Genomic DNA, 23,569 nt, shown 5'->3' on the forward strand with positions numbered 1-23,569 from the left:
CAGGTCCGACAGCGGCGCCGGCTTCTCCACAGGAGGAACCGCTGGCGTCACGGCAGCTGGCCGTCCGGGAACCAGCGGTGCCCGAACGGGTCGGTGCCGCGACGCCGGCCCCGGGGAACTCGTCTGCCGCAGAGGCAGGGTGTCAGCTCAGCCATGGCTGCCGTCCTCGGGCAACGGATGCATGAACGACCAGAGACCGCCCTCGTGGTCCCGCGCGGCGTACTCGCGCACGCCGTAGGGCATGTCAGTGGGCTCGTAGACGATCTCGGCGCCGGCGGCGAGGGCCCGGTCGCAGTGTGCGTCGACGTCCTCGACGTCGACGGCCATGCAGTGGGTGGCGCCCCCGAGCGTGGCAGGCGACGCGAGGCCGAACCTCTCCGACTCGGGGTGCAGCCAGATCACGCCGTCGCCGGCATGGACCTCTGCGTGCACCACTGTGCCGGCGTCGTCGCGGGTGAGCCGCCCCGGTCGCAGCCCCAGGACCTCGACGAGGTGGCGGTGTGCTGCCTCGAGGTCGCGGTAGACGAGGAGCGTGAGCCGGCGGGTGATCGCTGGCTCTGCGTCCGGCATGCCGGCCAGGACGGCGACCAGCTCGGTGTCGGCCGGCTCCTCCCGGCTCATCAGCCGCGCCTCGACGGTGCGCACCCGCTCGCGGAGCCGCGCCAGGTCGGCGAGCCGCCGGTCGATGTCGGCCAGGTGCCGGGTCGTCAGGGAGAGCAGGTCGGTGAGGTCGGGATCGACCTCCGCAACCGGGGTGCCGAGTCCGCGCAGCAGCCTGATCCGGTAGAGGCGATCGATGGTGGCCCCGTCGTAGCGGCGCCGCCCGGCTGCGTCCCGGCGTGGGCCGAGCAGGCCGAGCTCCTCGTAGTAGCGCAGCGTCCGCACCGTCACTGCGGTCTGCGCGGCGACCTCGCCGATGGTCAGGTCCATGTCGGTCACGCTAGGACCTCACGTCGCGTGAGTTGCAAGCCCGAGCAGCAATCGGATTCACCAGGCGTCGTCGAGGAGCCGGCCGGCCTCGGCGAGGGTCAGGCCCAGCGACCTGCAGGTCGCGGCGTACGACGCGGCGGCGGCCTGCGCCGCCTGCGAGTCCGAGGCCGCCCCGGACCGGACGAACGTGCCGCGTCGCCCCTCGGTGACCACGACGCCGTCCGCCTCGAGCTCCTTGTAGGCGCGTGCGACGGTGTTCACCGCGATCCCGAGCTGGTCGGCGAGCGCCCGGACCGTCGGCAGCCGGGTGCCTGCGGGGAGGGCGCCCGACGCCGCGCGCGCCGCGATCTGGGCCCGCACCTGCTCGAACGGGGGTGCCTCGCCGTCGTGGTGCACAGGGTCGAGGTCCATGTGTCCGAGCCTAGGTGCCCCGGCTCGACAATCACGCTGCGGTGGTGGACGCTCCTCCCCATGAATGACATCGCCCTGGTGGTGGGAGAGGCCCTGGTCGACGTCGTGCGGGACCTCGGCGGAGGGGAGCGCGACCATCCGGGCGGCAGTGCCGCCAACGCCGCGGTCGCCCTCGCGCGGCTCGGGCGCCCGGTCTGGTTCGCGACGGCGTACGCCGATGACGCGCACGGTCGTCTCCTGGCCGACCACCTCGCGGCCAACGACGTGCAGCTCGCCGTGGACCCGCACGTGATCGCCCGGACCGCCACGGCGGTCGCGACGCTCGGCGAGGACGGGGCGGCGACCTACGAGTTCGACATCGACTGGCGGCTGCCCGCGGTGAGGCTGCCCGACGACGCGCGTCCCGTCGTGGTCGCGTGGGGGTCGATCGGTGCGGCCCTCGAGCCCGGGGCGAGCGCCGTACGCGACCTGGTGGCCGCACTCCGGTCGCAGGCCCTGACCTACTTCGACGTGAATGCCCGACCCGCGATCACGGGCACCGGGGCGGACGTCGCCCGCCGGGCCGAGGAGATGGTTGCCGTCGCCGACCTGGTGAAGGCCAGCGACGAGGACCTGGCGGCCCTGTGGCCCGACGAGCCGGAGGACGCCATCGTCGCGCGGCTGCTGGACCTCGGTGCGGGAGCGGTGATCGTGACGCGCGGTGCCGCCGGAGCCTCGTGGGTCTCGCGACAGGGCCGCGCGGACGTCGGCATGCCGCCCGTGACGGTGTCGGACACCATCGGCGCGGGGGACACCCTCGGGGCGGCGGCCGTCGACGAGCTGTGGCGCCGGGGCGTCGCGGGAGCCGGGGCGGCCGAGCGGCTCGCCGGCCTCACGCTCGAGGAGGCGGCCGACGTGGTCCGATACGCGATCTCCGCCGCCGCCGTGACCGTGTCGCGGCCTGGAGCCGACCCGCCGCACCGCCACGAGCTGCCGGTCCCGGCCGCGGGCGCCTGAGCCTCGATCCGGCGGGGCGGACCGGGGCAGGGTCACCGCTGCGGGGGAGCCCAGTCGGGATCGCGGCCGATGAAGCCGATCAGCTGGTCCTGCACGCCGGCGTCCTCCGCGACGGGCACGGCTTCGCCGTACTGGCCCGACGAGCGGAGCAGGTCCTCGATCGGCTTCATCCCGTCGAGCAGCTCGCCACACATGACGGGGTCGAGCCGGTCGTCCTGGCCGGTCGCGCGGGCGAGGTCCCAGGTGTGCATGAAGACGTCCGCGGTGTAGAAGCGGTCGATCGCCTGGTCGAGGGGCACCTCGCCGACGTGGCGGTTGTGCAGGACCTTGCCCTGGCTGGCGGGGTCGTCCAGCACCGCCTGGACGGCGTCGTGCTGGGCCTGCCAGGCACCGACCGGGTCGTCGTCAACGGACGGCCCGCCGGGCAGTCGCACGCCCGCCCCGGACTCGAGGAAACCGGGGAACCAGTCGACCAGGTGGCGCACGACGTCGCGCGCCACCCAGCCGTCGACGGGTGCGGGCGCGTCCCAGTCCCGGGTGCCCTTGACGCGGTCGAGGAAGATGCCCGAGAGGCGGCGGTGCCGCTCCGCGGCCTCAGACATCCCCACGCGCCAGCATGTCGTCGAGCTTGGCGTAGCCCTCGTTGACGCCGACCTCCATGCCCGAGCGCAGCCAGGCGTCGCGGCCCTCGAAGCTGTCGCAGAGCGACTGGGCGCGCAGCCGGGTGCGGCCGTTGCCGAGGTCCTCGAAGGTGAGCGTCTCCAGGGAGACGCCCTCGGGCATGCCCTCCCAGGTGAAGGTCTGCACGATGCGCTCGGGCGAGACCTCGTGGAAGCAGCCGCGGAAGGCGTACTCCTCGTCGCCGCGCTTGTTCAGGAAGCGCCAGCTGCCGCCGGTGCGGGCGTCCCAGTGGTCGATCTCGGTGGTGAGGCTGTCGGGGCCGACCCACAGCTTGAACAGCTCGGGGTCGGTGTGCGCCCGGAACAGCTGCTCCGGGGTCGCGTCGAACTCGCGGGTGATCACGATCATGGGGACGTCCTCGACGGCCTCGATCGTGGCCTCGGGGTGGGTGGTGGTCATGATGCTGGTCCTTCCTTCGTCGATGTGCCCCGGGCGGGGCTCTCCTTCTCCTGCATCGCCGCCAGCACGGCGTCGAGGCGCTGGTAGCGCTCCTCGGCCCGCCGGCGGTATCGCTCGATCCACTTGGTCATCAGGTCGAACACCTCGGCTTCCAGGTGCACCGGTCTTCGCTGGGCGTCCCGGCTCCGGGTCACCAGCCCGGCCTCCTCGAGCACCTTGAGGTGCTTCGAGACGGCCTGCACGCTCACGTCGTACGGCGCTGCGAGCTCGCCGACGGTGGCGTCGGCCTCCGTGAGCCGCGCGACCATGTCGCGCCGGGTGGGGTCCGCGAGGGCCGCGAACACCCGGGAGAGCTGGTCGTCCATGCCTGCCACCTTCTTCAACTGATTGGTTGAATAACCGTAGGACTGCGTCGAGCGCTTTGTCAACCCTTTGGTTGAGGAAGTCGTCGAGTCGTCGGACCTAGGATCAGCCCGTGCGCCTGCGGATCGACCTCGCCTACGACGGCACGGACTTCTCCGGCTGGGCGACGCAGCCGACGCTCCGCACCGTGCAGGGCACCCTCGAGGCGGCGCTCGCCACTGCGCTGCGCCTTCCTGAGGTGCGGGTCGTGTGCGCCGGTCGCACCGACACCGGCGTGCACGCACGGGGCCAGGTGGTCCACGTCGACGTCGAGCCCGACACCCTCGCAGCATCGGCCGGGAGGGCCACCGAGCCGCCGCTCGACTCCCTGCTGCGCCGGCTCAACGGCATCCTGCCCGCCGACGTCCGCGTACGCCGGGTGGCCGAGGCCCTGCCCGGCTTCGACGCCCGCTTCTCCGCGGTCTGGCGGCGCTACGCCTACCGCGTCGCCGACGCCCCCGAGCTGGTCGACCCGCTGACGCGCCGCCACGTGCTGGCCTGGCCGCGGCCGCTCGACCTCCAGGCGATGAACGCCGCCTCCGCGCCCCTGGTGGGGCAGCAGGACTTCGCGGCCTTCTGCAAGCGGCGCGAGGGCGCGACCACCATCCGCACCCTGCTCGAGCTGTCCTGGGCGCGCGACGCCGACGGGCTCGCGGTCGGGCGGGTCGTGGCGGACGCGTTCTGCCACAACATGGTGCGATCCCTCGTCGGCTGCCTGCTGGCCGTCGGGGAGGTCAGGCGGCCTCCGCAGTGGGCGCACGAGGTGCTCGTCAAGGGGGTGCGCGACCCCGCTGTGACCGTCGTACACGCACACGGGCTCACCCTGGAGGAGGTCGGCTATCCGGCAGCGGACGAGCTGCAGGCGCAGGCGGAGCGGGCCCGGGCCCCGCGCCGCATGTGACGACGCGGGAGGATGGCGCCGTGAGCGAGGACCAGGACCACTACTTCTCCGCCGACCCGACCGTGCCGTTCGCCCGCGAGGAGTTCACCTGCGAGGCGTGGGGACACGAGCTGCGGCTCACCAGCGGCGCGGGCGTCTTCAGCAAGGGCCACCTCGACCACGCGACGGCGGTGCTCTTCCGTGAGCTCGAGCCGCCGGTGCAGGGCCAGTTCCTCGACCTCGGCTGCGGCTACGGCGTCATCGGGCTGGCCATCGCCCGCGCGGTGCCGCTGGCCACGGTCACCGGACTGGAGGTCAACGAGCGGGCCATCCTGCTCGCCAACGAGAACGCCAAGGCCCTCGGCCTCGACGGCCGCTTCGTGGCGTGCACCGCCGACCAGGTCCCCAGCGACGCGACATACGACGAGATCTGGAGCAACCCGCCGATCCGGATCGGCAAGCAGGCGCTCCACGACCTGCTGCTCACCTGGCTGCCGCGGCTCACGCCGGACGGGCGGATGGTGATGGTGGTCGGCAAGCACCTCGGCGCCGACTCACTGCAGCGCTGGCTCACCGAGCAGGGCTGGCCGACGACGCGGCTCGCCAGTGCCAAGGGGTTCAGGGTGCTGGAGACGCGCCGCGGCTGACATGATCGGCGCATGACCTACGAGGCGGCGGCAGACCGCTACGACGACGGCACGGGGATGCACTACCGGTTCACCGGGAGGAGCGGGCTCAAGCTGCCGGCGCTGTCGCTGGGGCTGTGGCAGAACTTCGGCGACGACCGGCCGGAGGAGACCCACCGGGCGATCCTGCGCCGGGCCTTCGACTGCGGCGTCACCCACTTCGACCTCGCCAACAACTACGGCCCTCCCTACGGCCGCGCGGAGGAGAACTTCGGCCGCTACCTCGCCGACGACTTCAAGCCCTACCGGGACGAGCTCGTCATCTCCACCAAGGCCGGGTGGGACATGTGGCCGGGTCCCTACGGGCAGGGTGGCGGCTCGAGGAAGTACGTCCTGGCCTCGCTCGACCAGTCGCTCGCGCGGATGGGCCTCGACTACGTGGACATCTTCTACAGCCACCGCTTCGACCCCGAGACGCCCGTCGAGGAGACGATGATGGCGCTCGACACGGCGGTCCGGTCCGGGCGGGCGCTCTACGCCGGCATCTCGTCGTACTCCGCCGCGAAGACCCGCGAGGCCGCCACCATCGCCCGCGACCTGGGCACGCCGCTGCTGATCCACCAGCCGTCCTACTCGATGCTCAACCGCTGGATCGAGACCGACCTGCTCGACGAGCTCGAGGAGCAGGGGATGGGCTGCATCGTCTTCACGGCGCTGGCCCAGGGGCTGCTCACCGACCGCTACCTCGACGGCGTGCCCGCCGACTCCCGGGCCGCGCGGGCCAACACCACGATCGCCGGGCTCGACGAGAGCGTGCTCGACCGGGTGCGGGCGCTCAACGAGGTCGCCCTGGCGCGCGGCCAGAAGCTGGCGCAGCTCGCGCTGCAGTGGGCACTGCGCGACCCGCGGGTCACCAGCGCCGTCATCGGCGCCTCCAGCGTGGAGCAGCTCGACACCAACCTCGATGCGCTCTCCGCGCCGCCACTCACCGACGACGAGCTCGCCGAGATCGACAAGCACGCGGTGGAGGCGGGCGTGAACCTGTGGGCGAAGCAGGTCGAGGACTGACTCCAGCCCTGCAACAGCGCCCGCCCGGCCGGCGTTGGTAGGGCATGGATGCAGTGGTCGCAGGGGGGAGGAGCCGGGTGGCCGAGGGGACTCCTGACTTCGACTCGTGGGTGGCGGCCCGCGGCCAGGCGCTGCTGCGGCTCGCCTACGTGCTGACGGGCAACAGCGCCGACGCGGAGGATGTGGTCCAGGACGCGCTGTCCCGTGCGCTGCCCCGGTGGGGGCGGATCTCCACTCTTGAAGACCCCGACGCCTATGTCCGCCGGATGGTGGTCAACGCGCATGTCTCGTGGTGGCGGAAGTTCCGGCGCCGCGAGTCGCCGGTCGCGTCCACCGGGGACGGGGCCGCGCCGTCCGGCATGGCCCCCGAGGACCGGGACGCCCTGTGGCGGGCCTGTCTCGCGCTTCCCGCGGACCAGCGCACCGCGGTGGTCCTGCGCTTCTACGAGGGCCTCGACTACGCGGAGATCGCCGCGCTGACGGGGGTGCGCGAGGGCAGCGTCCGCTCGCGCGTCTCCCGCGGCATCGCGGTGCTCCGGCAGGAACTGGGTGAGTTCGATGGCTGACTTCGAGACGCGGATCCGCGCGTCGCTCGAGCGAGCGGCGGACGCTGCTCCCGAGCCGGCGGGGCTCGCTGCAGCGGCCCGGCGGAGGCTGCGCCGCCGGCGTACGGCCGTGGGTGCCGCCGTCGCGGTGGTCGCGCTGGTCGCGGCCGTGCCACTGGGCCTGGCGACGCTCGGCAGCGACGACGGCCGGGGACCGCAGGTGGCGACCCAGGCGCCGTCACCCGCGCCGAGCGCGGACCCCTGGCGCACGGAGACCTGGCACGACGTGACCCTCCAGGTGCCGGCGACGTGGGGGCACGGAGGGACCACCACGTGGTGCACCAGCGCCGATACTCCGGCGGACGCCGTCCCCTCGGTCTCGCGGCCAGGAGAGGTGAGCGCGATGATCGCCTGCACGCCGATGAGCGGCTACGGCGTGAAGATCGAGGACCTCGCGACGATGCAGGTCGACTGGGCGCACCCGAGCGGGCATGTCTGGCAGTACGACACCGAGGGCGTTGACGTCGAGGCCTATCCCGACGGCGCCTGGCTGTCGGTCTGGTACGACGACGAGGTCGCGGTCACGATCGTGACTCCCGAGCGCGGGCTGACCGAGGAGATCGTGGCCTCCGTCCGGCGCATCGACGGCCGCGACCCGAACGGCTGCCCGACCGACCTCGGCGCGGCCGAGGCGAGCCGCACCGGGGACGCGGAAGGCTTCTCGCTCTGCCGCTACGACGGCCTGGACCTGCTCGACGCCAGTGGGGTGTTGCCTGAGCCGGACGCCGCCCGGTTGCTCGACGCCATCGAGGCCGCACCGGTGCGCGCCCAGCTCAGGAAGTGCGCCGCACAGCTGGCCGTCCTGAGGACCGTGCTCCTCGACGACGGCCAGTACCTCGGCACGGTGGTGACCGGCGACGACTGCCTGGAGGGGATCCACCTCTCCGGAGTCACCCGCGAGCTGACCGATGACGTGCGCAGCCAGATCGCCCTCACCCGCACCTGACCCCGACGGCCGATCGCCAGGGTCGACCGAGTCGTCGCCGTAAACCGGGTGCACGCCGACCAGCAGCGGGGGAGGATGACTCGTTGTGGGTCACGTGGATGTCGCCGGAGTGCGCTACGAGCTGCCGGACGGCCGGGTGCTGCTCGACGACGTCAGCTTTCGTGTCGGCGAGGGCGCGAAGGTGGCGCTCGTCGGGGCCAACGGCGCCGGCAAGACGACGCTCCTGCGCATCGTGACCGGTGACCTCGCGCCGCACGCGGGCGTGGTGACGCGATCGGGCGGGCTCGGGGTGATGCGGCAGTTCGTCGGCCACGGGGGTGCCGACGAGACCGTCGCAGACCTTCTCCTCTCGGTCGCGCCGCCGCGCGTGCGGGCGGCGGCCGCCGAGGTCGACCGGTGCGAGCTCGCGCTGATGGACACCGACGACGAGCGCGTGCAGATGGCCTACGCCACCGCCCTCGCGGAGTACGCCGACGCCGGGGGCTACGACCTCGAGGTCACCTGGGACGTGTGCACGACGGCGGCGATGGGGCTGCCCTACGAGCGCGCCCGCCACCGCTCGCTCACGACGCTGTCGGGCGGCGAGCAGAAGCGCCTCGTGCTGGAATACCTCCTCCGCGGTCCCGACGAGGTGCTCCTCCTCGACGAGCCCGACAACTACCTCGACGTGCCGGGCAAGATCTGGCTCGAGGAGCGGATCAACGAGTCCCCGAAGACCATCCTCTTCATCAGCCACGACCGCGAGCTGCTGGCCAACACGGCCACCCGGATCGTCACCGTCGAGCTCGGCAGCGCCGGCAACCTGGTGTGGACGCACCCCGGAGGCTTCGCGACCTACCACGCGGCCCGCGAGGGACGCTTCGCCCGCTTCGAGGAGCTGCGCAGGCGCTGGGACGAGGAATACGCCAAGCTGCGCGCCCAGATGCTGATGTACAAGCAGAAGGCCGCCTACAACTCCGACATGGCCAGCCGCTACCAGGCCGCGCAGACCCGGCTGCGGAAGTTCGAGGAGGCCGGCCCGCCCACCGAGCAGCCGCGCGAGCAACAGGTCAAGATGCGGCTCAAGGGCGGCCGCACCGGCAAGCGCGCGGTCGTCTGCGAGTCGCTCGAGCTGCTCGGGCTGATGCGGCCGTTCGACCTCGAGGTCTGGTACGGCGAGCGCGTGGCCGTGTTGGGCTCCAACGGCTCCGGCAAGTCCCACTTCCTCCGGCTGCTCGCCGGCGGCGGCACCGACCCCGACATCGAGCACCAGCCCGTCGGCGTACCTCCCGCGCCCGTCCCGCACACCGGGCTGGCGAAGCTGGGAGCCCGGGTGCGCCCGGGCTGGTTCGTGCAGACCCATGAGCACCCCGAGCTGGTGGGCCGCACGCTCCTGCAGATCCTCCACCGCGGCGACGAGCATCGCGACGGCATGGGTCGCGAGCAGGCCGCCCGGGTGCTCGACCGCTACGAGCTGGCGCACGCCTCGGAGCAGAGGTTCGAGTCGCTCAGCGGCGGCCAGCAGGCGCGGTTCCAGATCCTGCTGCTCGAGCTGTCCGGGGCGACGCTGCTGCTGCTCGACGAGCCGACGGACAACCTCGACGTGCAGAGCGCCGAGGCGCTGGAGGCCGGTCTGGAGGCGTTCGAGGGCACGGTGCTGGCGGTCACCCACGACCGCTGGTTCGCCCGCGGCTTCGACCGCTTCCTGGTCTACGGCGCCGACGGGTCGGTCTACGAGTCGTCGGAGCCGGTGTGGGACGAGGGCCGGGTCGCCCGCACCCGTTGAGCAGGTGCGGCCTCAGCCGCCGCTGCCGTAGGGCCTGGTGATGATCTCCAGGCTGTGCCCGTTGGGGTCCTCCCAGTAGACACCGCGGCCGCCGTCGTTGTGGTTGATCTCGCCGCGCCGGCGGTGGAAGGGATCCGCCCAGTAGCGCAGCTCGCGCTCCTGGATGCGGCCGAAGATCTCGTCGAACTCCGGCTCGGTGACGAGGAAGGCGTAGTGCTGAGGGACCGGCTCGGAGTCGTCGAGGACGTCCAGGCTGACCCCGTTGCTCAGCTCGAGGACGAGGAACGGCCCGAACGGCTTCGGCTCGTCGAGGCCCAGGACGTCGACGAAGTGCCGGGCCGTCGCCTGCTTGTCGCGCGCGTGGACGATCGTGTGGTTGAGCTGGACAGGCATGGCGTCCAAGGTAACGCGGCCGCTCCGTGGACCGGGATAGTCCGTGACGAACGGACCCTGTTCCGGCGCCGGTGAGGGTCCGATCGTCACGGACTATCCCAGCGGAGCGGCGTGCGACGTCACTCGGCGTCGGAGTCCAGCTCCATGTCGGCGCTCTGCTCGTCGCCGTCGCTCGTCCACGTCACGGTGACCGTGTCGCCGGGCCGGTAGGACCGGATGGTGGCCACCAGGGAGTCGGCGCCGGTGATGTGGGTGTCGTCGACGCGGGTGATCACGTCACCCGGCTCCAGGCCGGCCTCGTCCGCGGTCGATCCGGCGGTGACCTCCTGGACCTGGGCGCCGGAGTGTCCCTCCACCCGCGAGTCGGAGACCTGGATGCCGAGGCGCGCGTGCGTCGGAGTCTCGCCGGCGGTGATCTGGTCGACGATCGGCATGACCTCGTCGATCGGGATGGCGAAGCCGAGGCCGATCGACCCCGCGCCGCTCTCACCGAACGGCGACTCGCCGGCGGCGGTGCGGATCGAGGAGTTGATGCCGACGACCGCGCCCGTCATGTCGACGAGGGGGCCCCCGCTGTTGCCCGGGTTGATCGCCGCGTCGGTCTGGATCGCCGGGTACGTCGTGGAGTTGCCCTCCTCGTCGCGCGCGACGTTGACGGGCCGGTCGAGGGCGCTGACGATGCCGCTGGTCACGGTGGCATCGAGCCCGAACGGGGAGCCGATGGCCACCACGCCCTGGCCGACGTCGAGGTTCGCCGACTTGCCGATCGTGGCGGGGGTGAGGTCGGTGACCCCCTCGGCCTTGATCACCGCGGTGTCGGTGAGGGGGTCCGTGCCCAGGATGGTGGCCCCGGCGGTGGACCCGTCGTCGAAGGAGACCCGGACCTCGCCGCTCTCACCCGCGACCTCGACGACGTGGTGGTTGGTCAGGATGGTCCCGTCGGCGGTCAGGATGATCCCCGAGCCCGACCCGGTGCCCTGCGGGCCTGCCACGTCGATCTTCACGACCGAGGGGAGGACCTTGGCGGCCACCTGCTCCACGGAGCCCTCGGGAGCGGGGGCGTCCGGGGCGCTGGCGTTGGTGTCCTCGCCCGCCGCAGCGGTGCCGGCCCCGGTCGACGAGGAGGCCGGGGCCTCGTCGTGGGTGGCGTCCCAGAGGGCCGCGCCCCCGAGGCCGGCACCGCCGCCGACCAGCAACGACGTCGCCACGACCGCCGCCGCCAGGCCGGTGCGCCGCCCGCGGGAGGGGGGAGAGGGGGGCGGCGGCCAGGTCTGGGGGTAGGCGCGGGTGTCGTCGTAGTCGTGCGGTGTCGTGCTCATGTCCCGATCGTGGGGCGCGTCCCTGTGACGTCGCTGAGAGGGCGCTGGGGAGCCGCGAAGAACGCCGGCCCTGCAAGATCGACCGCTCCTCACGCGACCGAGGCGTGAAAGTTTTTGCAAACCTTGCAAGGCAATGTCAGCCGAACCTACTGTGACGGCGGCCACACCACCCCGTCACCCTCGGAGTCACGCTCGTGCGAAAGCCCCTCCTGGCGCTCTCCGGCCTCGTCGCCGCGGCGCCCCTCGTCCTCGCCCCCGCCACCAGCGTCGCCGACCACACGGACGTGCCGGCGACCGTCACGCTGGTCGGCGACCTGCAGTCCGAGCTCGGCTGCGACGCCGACTGGACCCCGCCGTGCGAGGCCACCCGCCTCGACGCGGTGCCCGGCACCACGGCGTACTCCGCGACCTTCGACGTGCCCGCGGGCTCCTGGCAGCTCAAGGTGGCGCTCGACGACAGCTGGGACGAGGCATACGGCGCGGACGGTGGCGCTGCCAACGTCCCGCTGGTGCTCCAGCACCCGGCACGGCTGGAGCTCTCCTACGACCACGCCAGCCACCGGGTGTCCGTCGCGCCCGCCGAGCAGCCCAGCGGCGAGGTCACCGACGCCGACCGGGCCCTCGCCGGCGACTCGCTGCGCGCGCCGTTGACCCGCGAGCGGTTCTACTTCGTGATGGCCGACCGCTTCGCCAACGGCGACCCGTCCAACGACGCGGGAGGCCTCACCGGCGGCCGGCTCGAGACCGGCCTCGACCCGGCGGACCACGGCTTCTTCCACGGCGGCGACATCGCCGGCCTGCGCGACAGGCTCGACTACATCGAGGGCCTCGGGACCACGGCGATCTGGCTGACGCCGAGCTTCATGAACCGCCCCGTCCAGGGCACCGGCGCCGACGCCAGCGCCGGCTACCACGGCTACTGGGTCACCGACTTCACCCGGATCGACCCCCACTTCGGCACCAACGCCGAGCTCGAGGCCCTCATCGACGAGGCCCACGCCCGCGGGATCAAGGTCTTCTTCGACATCATCACCAACCACACGGCGGACGTCATCGACTACGCCGAGGGCCGGCACGGCTACGTCAGCAAGGACGCGGAGCCCTACCGCGACGCGGCCGGCAACGCCTTCGACGACCGCGACTACGCGGGCGGCGAGACCTTCCCCGAGCTGGACCCGCAGGCGTCGTTCCCCTACACGCCGGTCTTCCGCACCCCGGAGGACGAGAGCGTCAAGGTCCCGGCGTGGCTCAACGACCCCCGCCGCTACCACAACCGCGGCGACTCGACCTTCGCGGGCGAGTCGTCCACGTACGGCGACTTCGTCGGCCTCGACGACCTCTTCACCGAGCAGCCGCAGGTCGTCGACGGGATGGTCGACATCTACAAGACCTGGGTGGACTTCGGCATCGACGGCTTCCGCATCGACACCGTCAAGCACGTGAACACCGAGTTCTGGCAGGAGTTCGCGCCCGCCATCCGGCAGCACGCCAGGAGCATCGGCAACGACGATTTCTTCGCCTTCGGTGAGGTGTACGACGCGAGCGCGGCGAGCATGTCGACCTACACCACGGAGGGGCGGCTCGACGCGACCCTGGACTTCGGCTTCCAGTCCTCCGGCACCGGCTTCGCCAAGGGCGCGCCCACGACCCGGCTGCGCGACTTCTTCGCCGCTGACGACCACTACACCGACACCGACTCCAACGCCTACTCGCTGCCGACTTTCCTCGGCAACCACGACATGGGCCGGATCGGCATGCTCCTCCAGGGCGCCGGCGACGTGCTCGAGCGCGACCGCCTCGCGCACGCGTTGATGTACCTGACCCGGGGCCAGCCGGTCGTCTACTACGGCGACGAGCAGGGCTTCACCGGCGACGGCGGCGACAAGGCCGCCCGTGAGGACATGTTCCCGAGCCAGGTCGCGTCCTACAACGACAACGACCTGATCGGCACCGACGCCACGACGGCCGACGCGAACTACGACACCTCGCACCCGCTCTACACGACCATCCGCGGCCTGGCCCGCCTCCGCGACGAGCACCCGGCGCTCGCCGACGGCGCCCAGCTGCACCGCTACTCGAGCAACGAGGCGGGCGTCTACGCCTTCAGCCGGATCGGGGCGCAGGAGCAGCGCGAGTACGTCGTCGCGCTCAACAACGCCACGACTGCGAAGACCGTGACCCTGCAGACCCTGATGAAGCACGGATCCTTCAAGCAGGTCTGGCCGGGGACCGGCACGCTCAAGAGTGACGCCGAGGGACGGGTCACCGTCACCGTGCCGCCGCTGTCCGCGGTCGTCTGGCGGGCGGCGGGCACGCTCGCCGAGCGCGAGGCAGCGCCGGGCCTGCACTTCGAGAAGCCGTCGGCCGGGGGCGTGGTCGGCGGCCGTGCCCCCGTCACGGTGGGCGTGCCCGAGCGCGGCTTCAACCAGGTGACCCTGGCCTGGCGCCCCGTCGGCGGGTCGCAGTGGACACGTCTCGGCACCGACGACAACGCGCCATACCGGGTCTTCCACGACGTCACGGGCCTGGCGAAGGGCACGCTGGTGGAGTATCGCGCCGTGCTCGAGGACAGCTCCGGCAACCTCGCCGTCAGCTCGACGTACGGCACCGTCGGCGACCCGCAGGCCGACCCCGGTACGCCGGGTGGTGGCGGGGGCGGAGGCCCCGTCACGCAGCCCGAGGCCGTCGCCATGCCCGGGAGCCACAACAGCGAGCTCGGCTGCCCCGGCGACTGGGCGCCCGACTGCGAGCAGGCCCAGCTCGCGCTCGACGCGCGCGACCTGGTCTGGAAGCGCACCGTGAGCCTGCCCGCGGGTGACTACGAGTACAAGGCCGCGATCGACCGCTCGTGGGACGAGAACTACGGCGCGGGCGGGGCCCGGAACGGGCCCAACGTCCCCCTGCGCCTCGGCGCCCAGCGCGACGTCACTTTCTTCTACGACCACGCCTCGCACTGGATCACCAGCGACGCCAACGGCCCGATCGCCACCCTCGCCGGCAGCTTCCAGTCCGAGCTCGGCTGTCCCGGCGACTGGTCGCCCGACTGCATGCGCGGCTGGCTCAAGGACCTCGACGGCGACGGCACCTATACCTTCGCGACGTCCGCCCTGCCGGCCGGGAGCTATCAGACCAAGGTGGCCCACGGCCTCTCCTGGACGGAGAACTACGGCGCCGGCGGCGCCCGCGACGGCGCCAACATCGGCTTCGACGTCCCTGCAGCCGGGGTCGAGATGGTGTTCTCTTATGACGTGGCCTCCCACCTGCTCACCATCACCTCGCGGGCCGGGGGCGCCAGTCCCGACCTGACCAAGGCGAAGGCGCACTGGCTGCGGAAGGACCTGCTGGCCTGGGACGTCCCCGACGCCGAGTCGCGTCGCCACCGCCTGCACTGGTCGAGGGCAGGCGACCTGGCCGTCGACGCCGAGGCGGTCACCGGCGGCTCGAGCGTGCCGCTGGCCCACGACCCGGCCGGCCTGCCCGCACACGTGCTCGCCGACTTCCCCCACCTGGAGGGCTTCGAGGCCTTCCGGCTGGGCAAGGACGCGGTCAAGCGGGTGCCGGAGATCCTGACCGGCCAGCTCGCGGTCGCGTCGTACTCCTCCGACGGCAGCCTCTTCGACGCCACCGGGGTGCAGGTGCCCGGGGTCCTCGACGACACGTACGCCGCGGCGCAGGACCGCCAGCTGGGCGTGACCTGGTCGCGCGGCCGGCCGACGGTCGCGGTGTGGGCTCCGACCGCCCAGGACGTCGACCTCGTCGTGCGCGACCGCGCGGTGCCGATGGAGCGGCAGGCCGACGGCACGTGGATCGTGAGCGGCCCGGCGAGCTGGCGGGGCGCCGACTACCGGTTCGCGGTCACCGTGTGGGCGCCCGCGGCGGGTGAGGTGGTCCGCAACCTCGTCACGGATCCCTACTCCGTCGCCCTGACCGCCGACTCGGAGCGCTCCCTGATGGTCGACCTCGCCGACCCCGCCCTGGTCCCTGCCGGGTGGGCGGCGACGAAGCCGCCGGCGATCGCCCAGCCCGAGGACCGCAACGTCTACGAGCTGCACGTGCGTGACTTCTCCGTCGGAGACACCACCGTGCCCGAGGCGGAGCGCGGCACCTACCGCGCCTTCACCCACGCCGACAGCGCCGGCATGACCCATCTGCGGCGGCTCGCCGGGGCGGGCCTCAACACGGTGCACCTGCTGCCGGCCTTCGACATCGCCACGATCCCCGAGCGCCGCACCGACCAGGCGCGCCCGGGCTGCGACCTCTCCGCGATGGCGCCCGACTCGACGGAGCAGCAGGCGTGCATCGAGGAGATCCGCGGTCGCGACGGCTTCAACTGGGGCTACGACCCGCTGCACTACACCGCGCCCGAGGGCAGCTATGCGACCGACCCGGATGGCCCGGGCCGGACCCGGGAGTTCCGCGAGATGGTGCAGTCCCTCAACGCAGCCGGTCTGCAGGTCGTGATGGACGTGGTCTACAACCACACCGCCGCCTCCGGGCAGGCCCGGCACTCCGTGCTCGACAAGGTGGTGCCCGGCTACTACCAGCGGCTCTCGGCCAGCGGCGCCCAGGAGACCTCGACGTGCTGCGCCAACACGGCCACCGAGCACGCGATGATGGAGAAGCTGATGATCGACTCGTGCTCACCTGGGCGCGGGACTACAAGGTCAACGGCTTCCGCTTCGACCTGATGGGCCACCACTCGCTGGAGAACATGCAGCGGCTGCGCACGGCCCTCGACGGACTCACGCTGGCCGAGGACGGCGTCGACGGGAAGTCGATCTACGTCTACGGCGAGGGCTGGAACTTCGGCGAGGTCGCCGACGGCAAGCGCTTCACCCAGGCCAGCCAGCCCAACCTCGCTGGCTCGGGCATCGGCTCCTTCTCCGACCGGCTCCGGGACGCCGTGCGCGGGGGAGGGCCCTTCGACGAGGACCCGCGCGTGCAGGGCTTCGGCTCCGGCCTCTTCACCGATCCCAACGGGGCGGCCGTCAACGGCGGCACGGACCAGCAGCGGGCGCGCCTGCTGCACCTCCAGGACCTGGTGAAGCTCGGCCTGGCCGGCAACCTGCGCGACTACGAGTTCGTCAGCAGCGCGACCGGCAAGCGAGTCGTCGGCCGGGAGGTCGACTACAACGGCCATCCCGCCGGCTACGCCGCCGACCCGGGCGAGACGGTCACCTACGTCGACGCCCACGACAACGAGACGCTCTTCGACGCGCTGGCCCTCAAGCTGCCGCGGTCGACGTCGATGGCCGACCGGGTGCGGATGAACACCGTGTCACTCTCGACGGTCGCCCTCTCCCAGGGTGTCGTGTTCTGGCACGCGGGCACCGACCTGCTCCGCTCGAAGAGCCTGGACCGCAACTCCTACGACTCCGGCGACTGGTTCAACCGGGTCGACTGGACGCGCAAGGACAACACCTTCGGATCCGGCCTGCCCCTGCGCGCGGACAACGAGGCGAAGTGGGACTACATGCGTCCGCTGCTCGCCGACCCCGCGCTCGTGCCGGGCGCCGAGGCCATGGACGCGGCCCACGCGGCCGCGCTCGACCTGCTCCGGCTGCGGATGTCCTCGCCGCTGTTCCGCCTCGGGTCCGCGGAGGCGATCCAGCAGAAGGTGTCCTTCCTGGACGCCCCGCCCGGGGTCATCGCCATGCTGATCGACGACACGGCCGGGGCCGACGCCGATGCCGACCGTGACGGGATCCTCGTGGTCTTCAACGCCACTCCGCAGGAGCAGACGGTGAGTGGTACGGCGACGGGCTGGGCGCTGCACGAGGCGCAGGCCACGGGCTCGGACCCGGTCGTGAAGCAGTCGGTCGTGGACGGCGCCTCGGTCACGGTGCCGGCGCGGACGACGGCGGTCTTCGAGCGCTGAGACCGCCCACCACGCGAAGGAGCCCCCGGCAGCTGCCGGGGGCTCCTTCGTCCGTGCGGGTGTCGAGCGAAATGGGTCAGGCCCAACGCTCCGTCGCGGGGGTGAAGGCCAGCTCGCGGTCGCCGGTGTAGATCTGCTTGGGGCGGGCGATCTTCTGGTCCTTGTCCTGCACCAGCTCGAGCCACTGGGCCAGCCAGCCCGGCGTACGGCCGATCGCGAAGAGGACGGTGAACATCTCCGGCGGGAACTGGAAGGCCTCGTAGATCAGGCCGGAGTAGAAGTCGACGTTGGGGTAGAGCTTGCGCTTGACGAAGTAGTCGTCCTCGAGCGCGATCTTCTCCAGCTCCTGGGCGATCTCGAGGAGCGGGTTGACCCCGGTGACCTCGAAGACGTCGTCGCAGGCCTTCTTGATGATCTTGGCGCGGGGGTCGTAGTTCTTGTAGACCCGGTGGCCGAAGCCCATCAGGCGCTCGTTGCCGTCCTTCACGCCCTGGATGAAGGCGGGGATGTTGTCCTTGGAGCCGATCCGGCGCAGCATCCGCAGCACGGCCTCGTTGGCGCCGCCGTGCAGCGGGCCGTAGAGGGCGGCGACGCCCGCGGCGACCGCGGAGTAGGGGTCGACCTGCGAGGAGCCGACCGAGCGGACCGCGTTGGTCGAGCAGTTCTGCTCGTGGTCGGCGTGCAGGATGAAGAGCACGTCGAGGGCCTTGACGAGCCGCTCGTCGGCCTCGAACTTCTTCTCGCTCATCTTGAAGAGCATGGAGAGGAAGTTGGCGGTGTAGCCGAGGTCGTTGTCGGGGTAGATGAACGGCTTGCCCTGCGCGTGGCGGAAGGACCAGGCGCCCAGCGTCGGCATCTTCGCGATCATCCGGACGATCTGCATGTGCCGGTTCTCGGCGTCGCCGATGTTGCGGGCGTCGGGGTAGAACGTCGAGAGCGCGCCGACGGAGGCCATCAGCATGCCCATCGGGTGGGCGTCGTAGCGGAAGCCCTCCATGAACGACTTGACGTTCTCGTGGACGAACGTGTGGTAGGTGATCTCGTGCACCCACGCGTCGTACTCGGCCTTGGTGGGGAGCGCGCCGTGGATCAGCAGGTAGGCGACCTCGAGGAAGGTGGAGCCCTCGGCGAGCTGCTCGATCGGGTATCCGCGGTATTCGAGGATGCCCTTCTCGCCGTCGATGTAGGTGACTGCGCTGCGGCACGAGGCGGTGTTGACGAATCCGGGGTCGTAGGTCGCCAGGCCGGGGTCGTCGACGTCGACCTTGATCTGGCCCAGGTCCTTCGCGGCGATCGTCCCGTCGGTGATCGCGATGTCGTACTCCTGGCCCGTGCGGTTGTCGCGTACGGTCAGGGAGTCCTTGGGGGTGGCCGTAATGTCGGTCACGTCGGCTCCTCGGTGGTGCGGTGACGTCATGGGTGAGCCCAACCTAGCCCTGACGCTTTCCGGGCGCGAAGCCGGGCGTCCGATCCTCGGCCAGAGACCCCGGCGGCGGGGCGGCCATGCGCGTCGTCTGCGGCGTTTTGACCCCCCTCCCGCGCGGGCGTAACCTTGCTCGTCGCGACTCCTGCCGCGTCCGCCTGTCACAGGGCGGGTGCAGATCCGGACGTCATCCCACGGCCCAGGCCGACCGGGAGCGATCCGGGCAGTGTTCGTCAGAAGCCGCTGAAGCACTACCGGGTGGAAGACCTTCCGCCCGGCACTACGAACGAGAAGGCATCACTGTGCGCACGTACAGCCCCAAGCCCGCTGACATCCAGCGCGAGTGGCTCGTCATCGACGCCACCGACGTGGTCCTCGGCCGCCTGGCCGTCCAGACCGCCAACCTCCTCCGCGGCAAGCACAAGCCCACCTTTGCCCCTCACATGGACATGGGTGACTTCGTCATCATCGTGAACGCGGACAAGGTCGCCCTGTCGGGGAACAAGAAGGTCACCAAGATGGCCTACCGCCACTCCGGTTACCCGGGTGGTCTGACCGCGACCCCCTTCGGTGAGCTCCTCGAGAAGGACGCCCGCAAGGCTATCGAGAAGGCTGTGTGGGGCATGCTCCCGAAGAACAAGCTCGGCCGCCAGATGCTGAAGAAGCTGAAGGTCTACGCCGGCCCCGACCACCCGCACCTGGCCCAGAAGGCCACCCCGTTCGAGATCGCCCAGGTCTCCCAGTAATTCGACCGAGGACTGAACTGATGACTGAGAACACCAGCACCGAGGTCGAGGAGACCTACGAGGTCAACGAGGAGGGCGTCGCCTACTCCTCCGAGAGCGCTCCCTCGGCCGACGCCCCGCTGCGTCCTGCCACCATCGCTCCCGCCGGCGCCACCGGCCGCCGCAAGGAGGCCGTCGCCCGCGTCCGCATCGTGCCGGGCACCGGCGAGTGGACCATCAACGGCCGCACGCTCGACGACTACTTCCCGAACAAGCTGCACCAGCAGGTCGCCAACGAGCCGTTCGCGACGCTGCAGCTCGAGGGCCGCTTCGACGTGATCGCCCGCATCCACGGCGGCGGCATCGCCGGCCAGGCCGGCGCGCTGCGCCTCGGCGTGGCCCGCGCGCTGAACGCGGTCGACGTCGAGGCCAACCGCCCGACGCTCAAGAAGGCCGGACTGCTCACGCGCGACGCCCGCGTCGTGGAGCGCAAGAAGGCCGGTCTCAAGAAGGCCCGCAAGGCGTCGCAGTTCAGCAAGCGCTGATCCTGCCCGCTCGATGAGCCGACTCTTCGGCACGGACGGGGTCCGGGGCCTGGCGAACGCCTCTCTCACGGCGGAGCTGGCCCTGGACCTTTCCGTTGCTGCCGCACACGTGCTGGCCGACCGCGGCGAGTTCGCGGGGCACCGTCCCCGCGCCGTGGTGGGCCGGGACACGCGCATCTCCGGACAGTTCCTCGAGGCCGCGGTCGTCGCCGGGCTGGCCTCGGCGGGCGTCGACGTACTCCTGCTGGGCGTCCTGCCCACCCCCGGCGTCGCCCACCTGACCGGCGCGCTCGGGGTCGACCTCGGCGTGATGCTGTCGGCGTCGCACAACCCGATGCCGGACAACGGCATCAAGTTCCTCGCCCGCGGGGGGCACAAGCTCGACGACGCGATCGAGATCGTCATCGAGCAGCGGATGCGCGAGCAGTGGCAGCGCCCGACCGGCGCCGCCGTGGGTCGGGTCACCACGTACGACGACGCGGTCCCCGACTACGTCGCCCATCTCGTCGGCACCGTCGACCGCCCCTTGGCCGGCCTGCGCATCGTGCTCGACTGCGCCGAGGGCGCGGCATGGGAGGCCGGCCCGCGCGCGCTCCGCGAGGCCGGTGCCGAGGTGATCGCCATCCACGCCGAGCCCGACGGGCTCAACATCAACGAGAACTGCGGATCGACCCATCTGGCGTCGCTTCAGGCGGCCGTCGTCGAGCACGGCGCCGACGCGGGCTTCGGTCTCGACGGCGACTCCGACCGCTGCCTGGCCGTCGACCACGAGGGCAACGTCGTCGACGGCGACCAGATCCTCGCGGTCCTCGCGCTCGCGCTGCGCGACCAGGGCAAGCTGGCCCGCGACACCGTCGTCGCCACCGTGATGAGCAACCTCGGCTTCGTCCGGGCGATGAAGGAGCACGGCGTCGGCGTCCGCCAGACCAAGGTCGGCGACCGCTACGTCCTCGAGGCGATGAAGGTCTCCGGCTACTCCCTCGGCGGCGAGCAGTCGGGGCACGTGATCCTGAGCGACCACGCCACCACCGGCGACGGCATACTCACCGCCCTGAAGGTCTGCGAGCGGATGGCCGAGACCGGCCGGTCCCTGCAGGACCTGGCCTCCGTCATGACCCGGCTGCCGCAGGTGCTCGTCAACGTCCCGGGCGTCGACAAGGGGCGCGCCGACGAGGACGCCGTGCTGGCCGCCGCCGTGGCCGAGGAGGAGGCGGTGCTCGGCGAGACGGGCCGCATCCTGCTGCGGCCCTCCGGCACCGAGCCGCTCGTCCGGGTGATGGTCGAGGCGCCCACGGTCGAGATCGCCGACGGCGTGGCCCAGCGGCTCGCCGGTGTGGTGAAGGCGCAGCTGGCCCTCTAGCCTGCCGGGCGTGAGTATCAACCGCGTCCCCCTGCTGCGTCCGATGCGCGCCCGCGACATCGACGAGGAGCATCGGGCCGCGACGCCGCTCGAGCTGTTCTTCGACCTCGTCTTCGTGGTGGCCATCGCGGCGGGCGCCCGGGAGCTGCACCACGGCCTGGCCGAGGGCCACCTCGACGCCGTGCTCGGCTTCACGATGGTGTTCCTCGCGACCTGGTGGGCGTGGATGAACTTCACCTGGTTCGCCTCGGCCTACGACTGCGACGACGTGGTCTACCGGGTGCTGACCTTCCTGATCATGACCGGGTCGCTGGGCGTCGCCGCGGGCGTGCACGACATGTTCGTCGACGGCCAGTCGACGATCCTCGTGGGCGGCTACTGCCTGATGCGGCTGGCGATGGTGGCGCTGTGGCTGCGCGCCGCGGCAGGTCACCCGGAGCGGCGGCGGACCTGCCTCACATACGCCGCGGGCATCACCCTCGTGCAGGCCTACTGGGTCGCCCGGCTGCTCGTGTCGGGGGAGGAGGCGGTCGTCGCGACCTTCTTCCTCGGCATGGCCCTGGAGCTGCTCGTGCCGTGGGTCGCCGAGCGCAACGGCAGGACCCCGTTCCACCCCCACCACATCGCCGAGCGCTATGGCCTGTTCACGATCATCGTGCTGGGCGAGGTCATCCTGTCCATCGTGATTGCCCTCGAGGGCGCCTTCAGGCACCCGACCGGCGACCTCGTCATGCTCGTGCTGGGCGCCCTGCTGGTCGTCCTCTCGATGTGGTGGCTCTACTTCAAGCGCGACCACGCCGACCTCTTCCACTCCTCCCGGCAGCGCGTCATCTTCCTGATCGGCTACGGGCACCTGTTCGTGTTCGCCTCCGTCGCTGCGGCGGGCGCCGCGCTCGCTGCGGCCGTCGACGTGGTGACCCACCACGCCCACGCCTCGCCCCAGTTCGCCGGGCTCGCGCTCGGCGTGCCGGTGGCGGCCTACTGCGTGGTGCTGGCCGGCATGCACGCCGCGGACGACGGGTCCGCCCTCACGATGGTGCCGGCCGCGTTGACCGGCCTGGTCGTGCTCGTCGTACCCCTCCTCGGCCTGTCGATGGGGCTCACCGTGCTGCTCGTCGGGCTCGCCCTCGCCGCGGCCGTCGTGCAGCACGTCCTTTCCGTGCCCGGTGATCTCCCGGACGCCACCGCCTGACGCTTCCGCGCGACTCGGCCGGGTCCGCGTGTGCAGATGCGCCGACTCGTCAGAGCTTGCGCAGCCGCACGTAGCGCACCGAGTGGTCGGAGTCCTTGCGCAGCACGAGGTTGGCGCGGGCGCGGGTCGGGGCGACGTTCTGCACGAGGTTGGGGCCGTTGATCTCGTCCCAGATCCGAGCCGCCTCGTCGACAGCCGCATCGTGGGAGAGCTGGGCGTACTTGCGGAAGTAGGACTGCGGATCTCGGAAGGCGGTCTCGCGCAGCCGGAGGAAGCGGTCGATGTACCAGCCCTTGATGTCCGACAGCGCCGCGTCGACGTAGACGGAGAAGTCGAAGAAGTCGCTCACTGCCAGCCCGGTGCGGCCGTCCTCGCGCATGCGCGCCGGCTGGAGCACGTTGAGGCCCTCGATGATCACGATGTCGGGGCTCTTGATCACGACCTTCTGGTCGGGCACGACGTCGTAGACGAGGTGGGAGTACGTCGGCGCCTCGACGTCGTCCTTGCCCGACTTGATGTCGATCACGAACCGGAGCAGGGCCTTGCGGTCGTAGGACTCGGGGAACCCCTTGCGATGGAGGATGCCGCGTCGCTCGAGCTCGGCGTTGGGGTAGAGGAAGCCGTCGGTCGTGATCAGGGCGACGTGGGGGTGCTCGGGCCAGTGGGCGAGCATCTGCTGGAGCACCCGCGCGGTGGTCGACTTCCCCACGGCCACGGAGCCGGCCAGCCCGATCACGAACGGGGTGCGCGGGGGCTGCTGGCGATGCAGGAACTCCTCCTGCTCGCGGTGCAGCCGGCCCGCCGAGGCGACGTAGAGGCTCAGCAGCCGGGACAGGGGCAGGTAGACCTGCTCGACCTCGCGGAGGTCCAGGGCGTCGCCGAGCCCGCGGAGCCGGGCGATCTCGTTCGGGGTCAGCGGCTGCTCGGGAGCCTGGGCGAGGGCCGCCCATGCCGCGCGGTCGAGCTCGACGTACGGGGACGACTCGCTCGCAGCTGCCAAGCCGCCGGCGTCGGACATGCGGAGG

At 71.6% G+C, this 23,569-nt stretch carries 22 protein-coding genes; 13 read left to right on the forward strand and 9 right to left on the reverse strand.

Going from position 1 to position 23,569, the window contains the following annotated elements; all coding sequences use genetic code 11:
- Positions 1-147: 147 nt before the first annotated feature.
- Both DDE18_RS03525 and DDE18_RS03530 read right to left on the reverse strand, forming a co-directional pair.
- On the reverse strand, positions 148-930 hold the full coding sequence (locus tag DDE18_RS03525) for a MerR family transcriptional regulator (protein WP_116571011.1): 783 nt from the start codon (positions 928-930) through the stop codon (positions 148-150).
- A gap of 57 nt (positions 931-987) precedes the next feature.
- Complete coding sequence (locus tag DDE18_RS03530; protein WP_116570810.1) at positions 988-1,341, reverse strand: GntR family transcriptional regulator; 354 nt, start codon at positions 1,339-1,341, stop codon at positions 988-990.
- Positions 1,342-1,401: 60 nt separating this feature from the next.
- Here DDE18_RS03530 and DDE18_RS03535 point away from each other — a divergent pair, with 60 nt between their 5' ends.
- Positions 1,402-2,337, forward strand: a complete 936-nt coding sequence (locus DDE18_RS03535; protein ID WP_116570811.1) for a PfkB family carbohydrate kinase — start codon at positions 1,402-1,404, stop codon at positions 2,335-2,337.
- Between the two features lie 32 nt (positions 2,338-2,369).
- Here DDE18_RS03535 and DDE18_RS22760 read toward each other — a convergent pair whose 3' ends face one another.
- From DDE18_RS22760 to DDE18_RS03545, 3 genes are read right to left on the reverse strand one after another with little or no spacing between them, the layout of a single operon-like run.
- Complete coding sequence (locus DDE18_RS22760; protein WP_165821003.1) at positions 2,370-2,939, reverse strand: TIGR03086 family metal-binding protein; 570 nt, start codon at positions 2,937-2,939, stop codon at positions 2,370-2,372.
- Positions 2,932-3,417, reverse strand: a complete 486-nt coding sequence (locus tag DDE18_RS22765; protein WP_165821004.1) for an SRPBCC family protein — start codon at positions 3,415-3,417, stop codon at positions 2,932-2,934. Before DDE18_RS22765 ends, DDE18_RS22760 begins: the two co-directional genes overlap by 8 nt.
- Entirely contained in the window at positions 3,414-3,782 is a 369-nt protein-coding gene (locus DDE18_RS03545) for an ArsR/SmtB family transcription factor (protein ID WP_116570812.1), read from the reverse strand. Before DDE18_RS03545 ends, DDE18_RS22765 begins: the two co-directional genes overlap by 4 nt.
- Before the next feature lie 110 nt (positions 3,783-3,892).
- Between DDE18_RS03545 and truA the strand changes: the two genes are divergently transcribed.
- The 6 genes from truA (at position 3,893) to DDE18_RS03575 (ending at position 9,709) form a co-directional block, all read left to right on the forward strand.
- The gene (gene truA, locus DDE18_RS03550; protein WP_116570813.1) at positions 3,893-4,720 is read left to right on the forward strand and encodes a tRNA pseudouridine(38-40) synthase TruA; all 828 of its coding nucleotides are present in this window, start codon (positions 3,893-3,895) and stop codon (positions 4,718-4,720) included.
- A 20-nt stretch (positions 4,721-4,740) separates the two neighbouring features.
- Positions 4,741-5,346, forward strand: coding sequence for a class I SAM-dependent methyltransferase (locus DDE18_RS03555; RefSeq protein WP_116570814.1), 606 nt, complete (start codon positions 4,741-4,743; stop codon positions 5,344-5,346).
- A gap of 12 nt (positions 5,347-5,358) precedes the next feature.
- Positions 5,359-6,393 (forward strand): L-glyceraldehyde 3-phosphate reductase, encoded by a 1,035-nt coding sequence (gene mgrA / locus DDE18_RS03560; protein WP_116570815.1) that lies wholly within the window; start codon positions 5,359-5,361, stop codon positions 6,391-6,393.
- Between the two features lie 77 nt (positions 6,394-6,470).
- The gene (locus tag DDE18_RS03565) at positions 6,471-6,959 is read left to right on the forward strand and encodes a SigE family RNA polymerase sigma factor (protein WP_245916417.1); all 489 of its coding nucleotides are present in this window, start codon (positions 6,471-6,473) and stop codon (positions 6,957-6,959) included.
- Positions 6,952-7,944, forward strand: coding sequence for a hypothetical protein (locus DDE18_RS03570; RefSeq protein WP_116570817.1), 993 nt, complete (start codon positions 6,952-6,954; stop codon positions 7,942-7,944). The genes DDE18_RS03565 and DDE18_RS03570 overlap by 8 nt, the downstream gene beginning before the upstream one ends.
- A gap of 85 nt (positions 7,945-8,029) precedes the next feature.
- Positions 8,030-9,709, forward strand: coding sequence for an ABC-F family ATP-binding cassette domain-containing protein (locus tag DDE18_RS03575; RefSeq protein ID WP_116570818.1), 1,680 nt, complete (start codon positions 8,030-8,032; stop codon positions 9,707-9,709).
- A 12-nt stretch (positions 9,710-9,721) separates the two neighbouring features.
- Here the strand turns inward: DDE18_RS03575 and DDE18_RS03580 are convergent, their stop codons facing one another.
- Positions 9,722-10,102 carry a VOC family protein gene (locus DDE18_RS03580; RefSeq protein WP_116570819.1) on the reverse strand — a complete coding sequence of 127 codons (381 nt, stop codon included), beginning with the start codon at positions 10,100-10,102 and terminating at the stop codon, positions 9,722-9,724.
- A gap of 119 nt (positions 10,103-10,221) precedes the next feature.
- On the reverse strand, positions 10,222-11,421 hold the full coding sequence (locus DDE18_RS03585) for a S1C family serine protease (RefSeq protein ID WP_116570820.1): 1,200 nt from the start codon (positions 11,419-11,421) through the stop codon (positions 10,222-10,224).
- A 194-nt stretch (positions 11,422-11,615) separates the two neighbouring features.
- Here DDE18_RS03585 and DDE18_RS03590 point away from each other — a divergent pair, with 194 nt between their 5' ends.
- Entirely contained in the window at positions 11,616-16,109 is a 4,494-nt protein-coding gene (locus DDE18_RS03590) for a pullulanase X25 domain-containing protein (protein WP_245916418.1), read from the forward strand.
- The gene (locus DDE18_RS23550) at positions 16,058-17,299 is read left to right on the forward strand and encodes an alpha-1,6-glucosidase domain-containing protein (protein WP_245916419.1); all 1,242 of its coding nucleotides are present in this window, start codon (positions 16,058-16,060) and stop codon (positions 17,297-17,299) included. The genes DDE18_RS03590 and DDE18_RS23550 overlap by 52 nt, the downstream gene beginning before the upstream one ends.
- 76 nt (positions 17,300-17,375) lie before the next feature.
- Here the strand turns inward: DDE18_RS23550 and DDE18_RS03595 are convergent, their stop codons facing one another.
- On the reverse strand, positions 17,376-18,716 hold the full coding sequence (locus DDE18_RS03595) for a citrate synthase (RefSeq protein ID WP_116570821.1): 1,341 nt from the start codon (positions 18,714-18,716) through the stop codon (positions 17,376-17,378).
- A gap of 308 nt (positions 18,717-19,024) precedes the next feature.
- On the opposite strand from DDE18_RS03595, the gene rplM reads away from it, so the two are divergent.
- The 4 genes from rplM to DDE18_RS03615 are packed head-to-tail and all read left to right on the forward strand — an operon-like array spanning position 19,025 to position 22,544.
- On the forward strand, positions 19,025-19,468 hold the full coding sequence (gene rplM / locus DDE18_RS03600; RefSeq protein ID WP_116570822.1) for a 50S ribosomal protein L13: 444 nt from the start codon (positions 19,025-19,027) through the stop codon (positions 19,466-19,468).
- Between the two features lie 20 nt (positions 19,469-19,488).
- Positions 19,489-19,992, forward strand: a complete 504-nt coding sequence (gene rpsI, locus DDE18_RS03605; protein ID WP_116570823.1) for a 30S ribosomal protein S9 — start codon at positions 19,489-19,491, stop codon at positions 19,990-19,992.
- A 13-nt stretch (positions 19,993-20,005) separates the two neighbouring features.
- A complete protein-coding gene (gene glmM / locus DDE18_RS03610; protein ID WP_116570824.1) occupies positions 20,006-21,352 on the forward strand; it encodes a phosphoglucosamine mutase in 1,347 nt (448 codons plus the stop codon).
- Between the two features lie 10 nt (positions 21,353-21,362).
- Complete coding sequence (locus DDE18_RS03615; protein ID WP_245916421.1) at positions 21,363-22,544, forward strand: low temperature requirement protein A; 1,182 nt, start codon at positions 21,363-21,365, stop codon at positions 22,542-22,544.
- A gap of 49 nt (positions 22,545-22,593) precedes the next feature.
- Here DDE18_RS03615 and coaA read toward each other — a convergent pair whose 3' ends face one another.
- Positions 22,594-23,562: a type I pantothenate kinase gene (gene coaA / locus DDE18_RS03620; protein WP_116570826.1), complete on the reverse strand. Its 969-nt coding sequence runs from the start codon at positions 23,560-23,562 to the stop codon at positions 22,594-22,596.
- Positions 23,563-23,569 lie beyond the last annotated feature (7 nt).

The sequence above is a fragment of the Nocardioides gansuensis genome (genome assembly GCF_003076135.1).
Classification (GTDB): domain Bacteria; phylum Actinomycetota; class Actinomycetes; order Propionibacteriales; family Nocardioidaceae; genus Nocardioides; species Nocardioides gansuensis.

What these genes read in the sequence shown, in the direction of transcription:
- DDE18_RS03525 (WP_116571011.1), bottom strand. Translation starts at nt 930, where the DNA reads ATGGACCTGACCATCGGCGAGGTCGCCGCGCAGACCGCAGTGACGGTG.
- DDE18_RS03530 (WP_116570810.1), bottom strand. Translation starts at nt 1,341, where the DNA reads ATGGACCTCGACCCTGTGCACCACGACGGCGAGGCACCCCCGTTCGAG.
- DDE18_RS03535 (WP_116570811.1), top strand. Translation starts at nt 1,402, where the DNA reads ATGAATGACATCGCCCTGGTGGTGGGAGAGGCCCTGGTCGACGTCGTG.
- DDE18_RS22760 (WP_165821003.1), bottom strand. Translation starts at nt 2,939, where the DNA reads ATGTCTGAGGCCGCGGAGCGGCACCGCCGCCTCTCGGGCATCTTCCTC.
- DDE18_RS22765 (WP_165821004.1), bottom strand. Translation starts at nt 3,417, where the DNA reads ATGACCACCACCCACCCCGAGGCCACGATCGAGGCCGTCGAGGACGTC.
- DDE18_RS03545 (WP_116570812.1), bottom strand. Translation starts at nt 3,782, where the DNA reads ATGGACGACCAGCTCTCCCGGGTGTTCGCGGCCCTCGCGGACCCCACC.
- mgrA (WP_116570815.1), top strand. Translation starts at nt 5,359, where the DNA reads ATGACCTACGAGGCGGCGGCAGACCGCTACGACGACGGCACGGGGATG.
- DDE18_RS03570 (WP_116570817.1), top strand. Translation starts at nt 6,952, where the DNA reads ATGGCTGACTTCGAGACGCGGATCCGCGCGTCGCTCGAGCGAGCGGCG.
- DDE18_RS03580 (WP_116570819.1), bottom strand. Translation starts at nt 10,102, where the DNA reads ATGCCTGTCCAGCTCAACCACACGATCGTCCACGCGCGCGACAAGCAG.
- DDE18_RS03585 (WP_116570820.1), bottom strand. Translation starts at nt 11,421, where the DNA reads ATGAGCACGACACCGCACGACTACGACGACACCCGCGCCTACCCCCAG.
- DDE18_RS03595 (WP_116570821.1), bottom strand. Translation starts at nt 18,716, where the DNA reads ATGACGTCACCGCACCACCGAGGAGCCGACGTGACCGACATTACGGCC.
- rpsI (WP_116570823.1), top strand. Translation starts at nt 19,489, where the DNA reads ATGACTGAGAACACCAGCACCGAGGTCGAGGAGACCTACGAGGTCAAC.
- glmM (WP_116570824.1), top strand. Translation starts at nt 20,006, where the DNA reads ATGAGCCGACTCTTCGGCACGGACGGGGTCCGGGGCCTGGCGAACGCC.
- coaA (WP_116570826.1), bottom strand. Translation starts at nt 23,562, where the DNA reads ATGTCCGACGCCGGCGGCTTGGCAGCTGCGAGCGAGTCGTCCCCGTAC.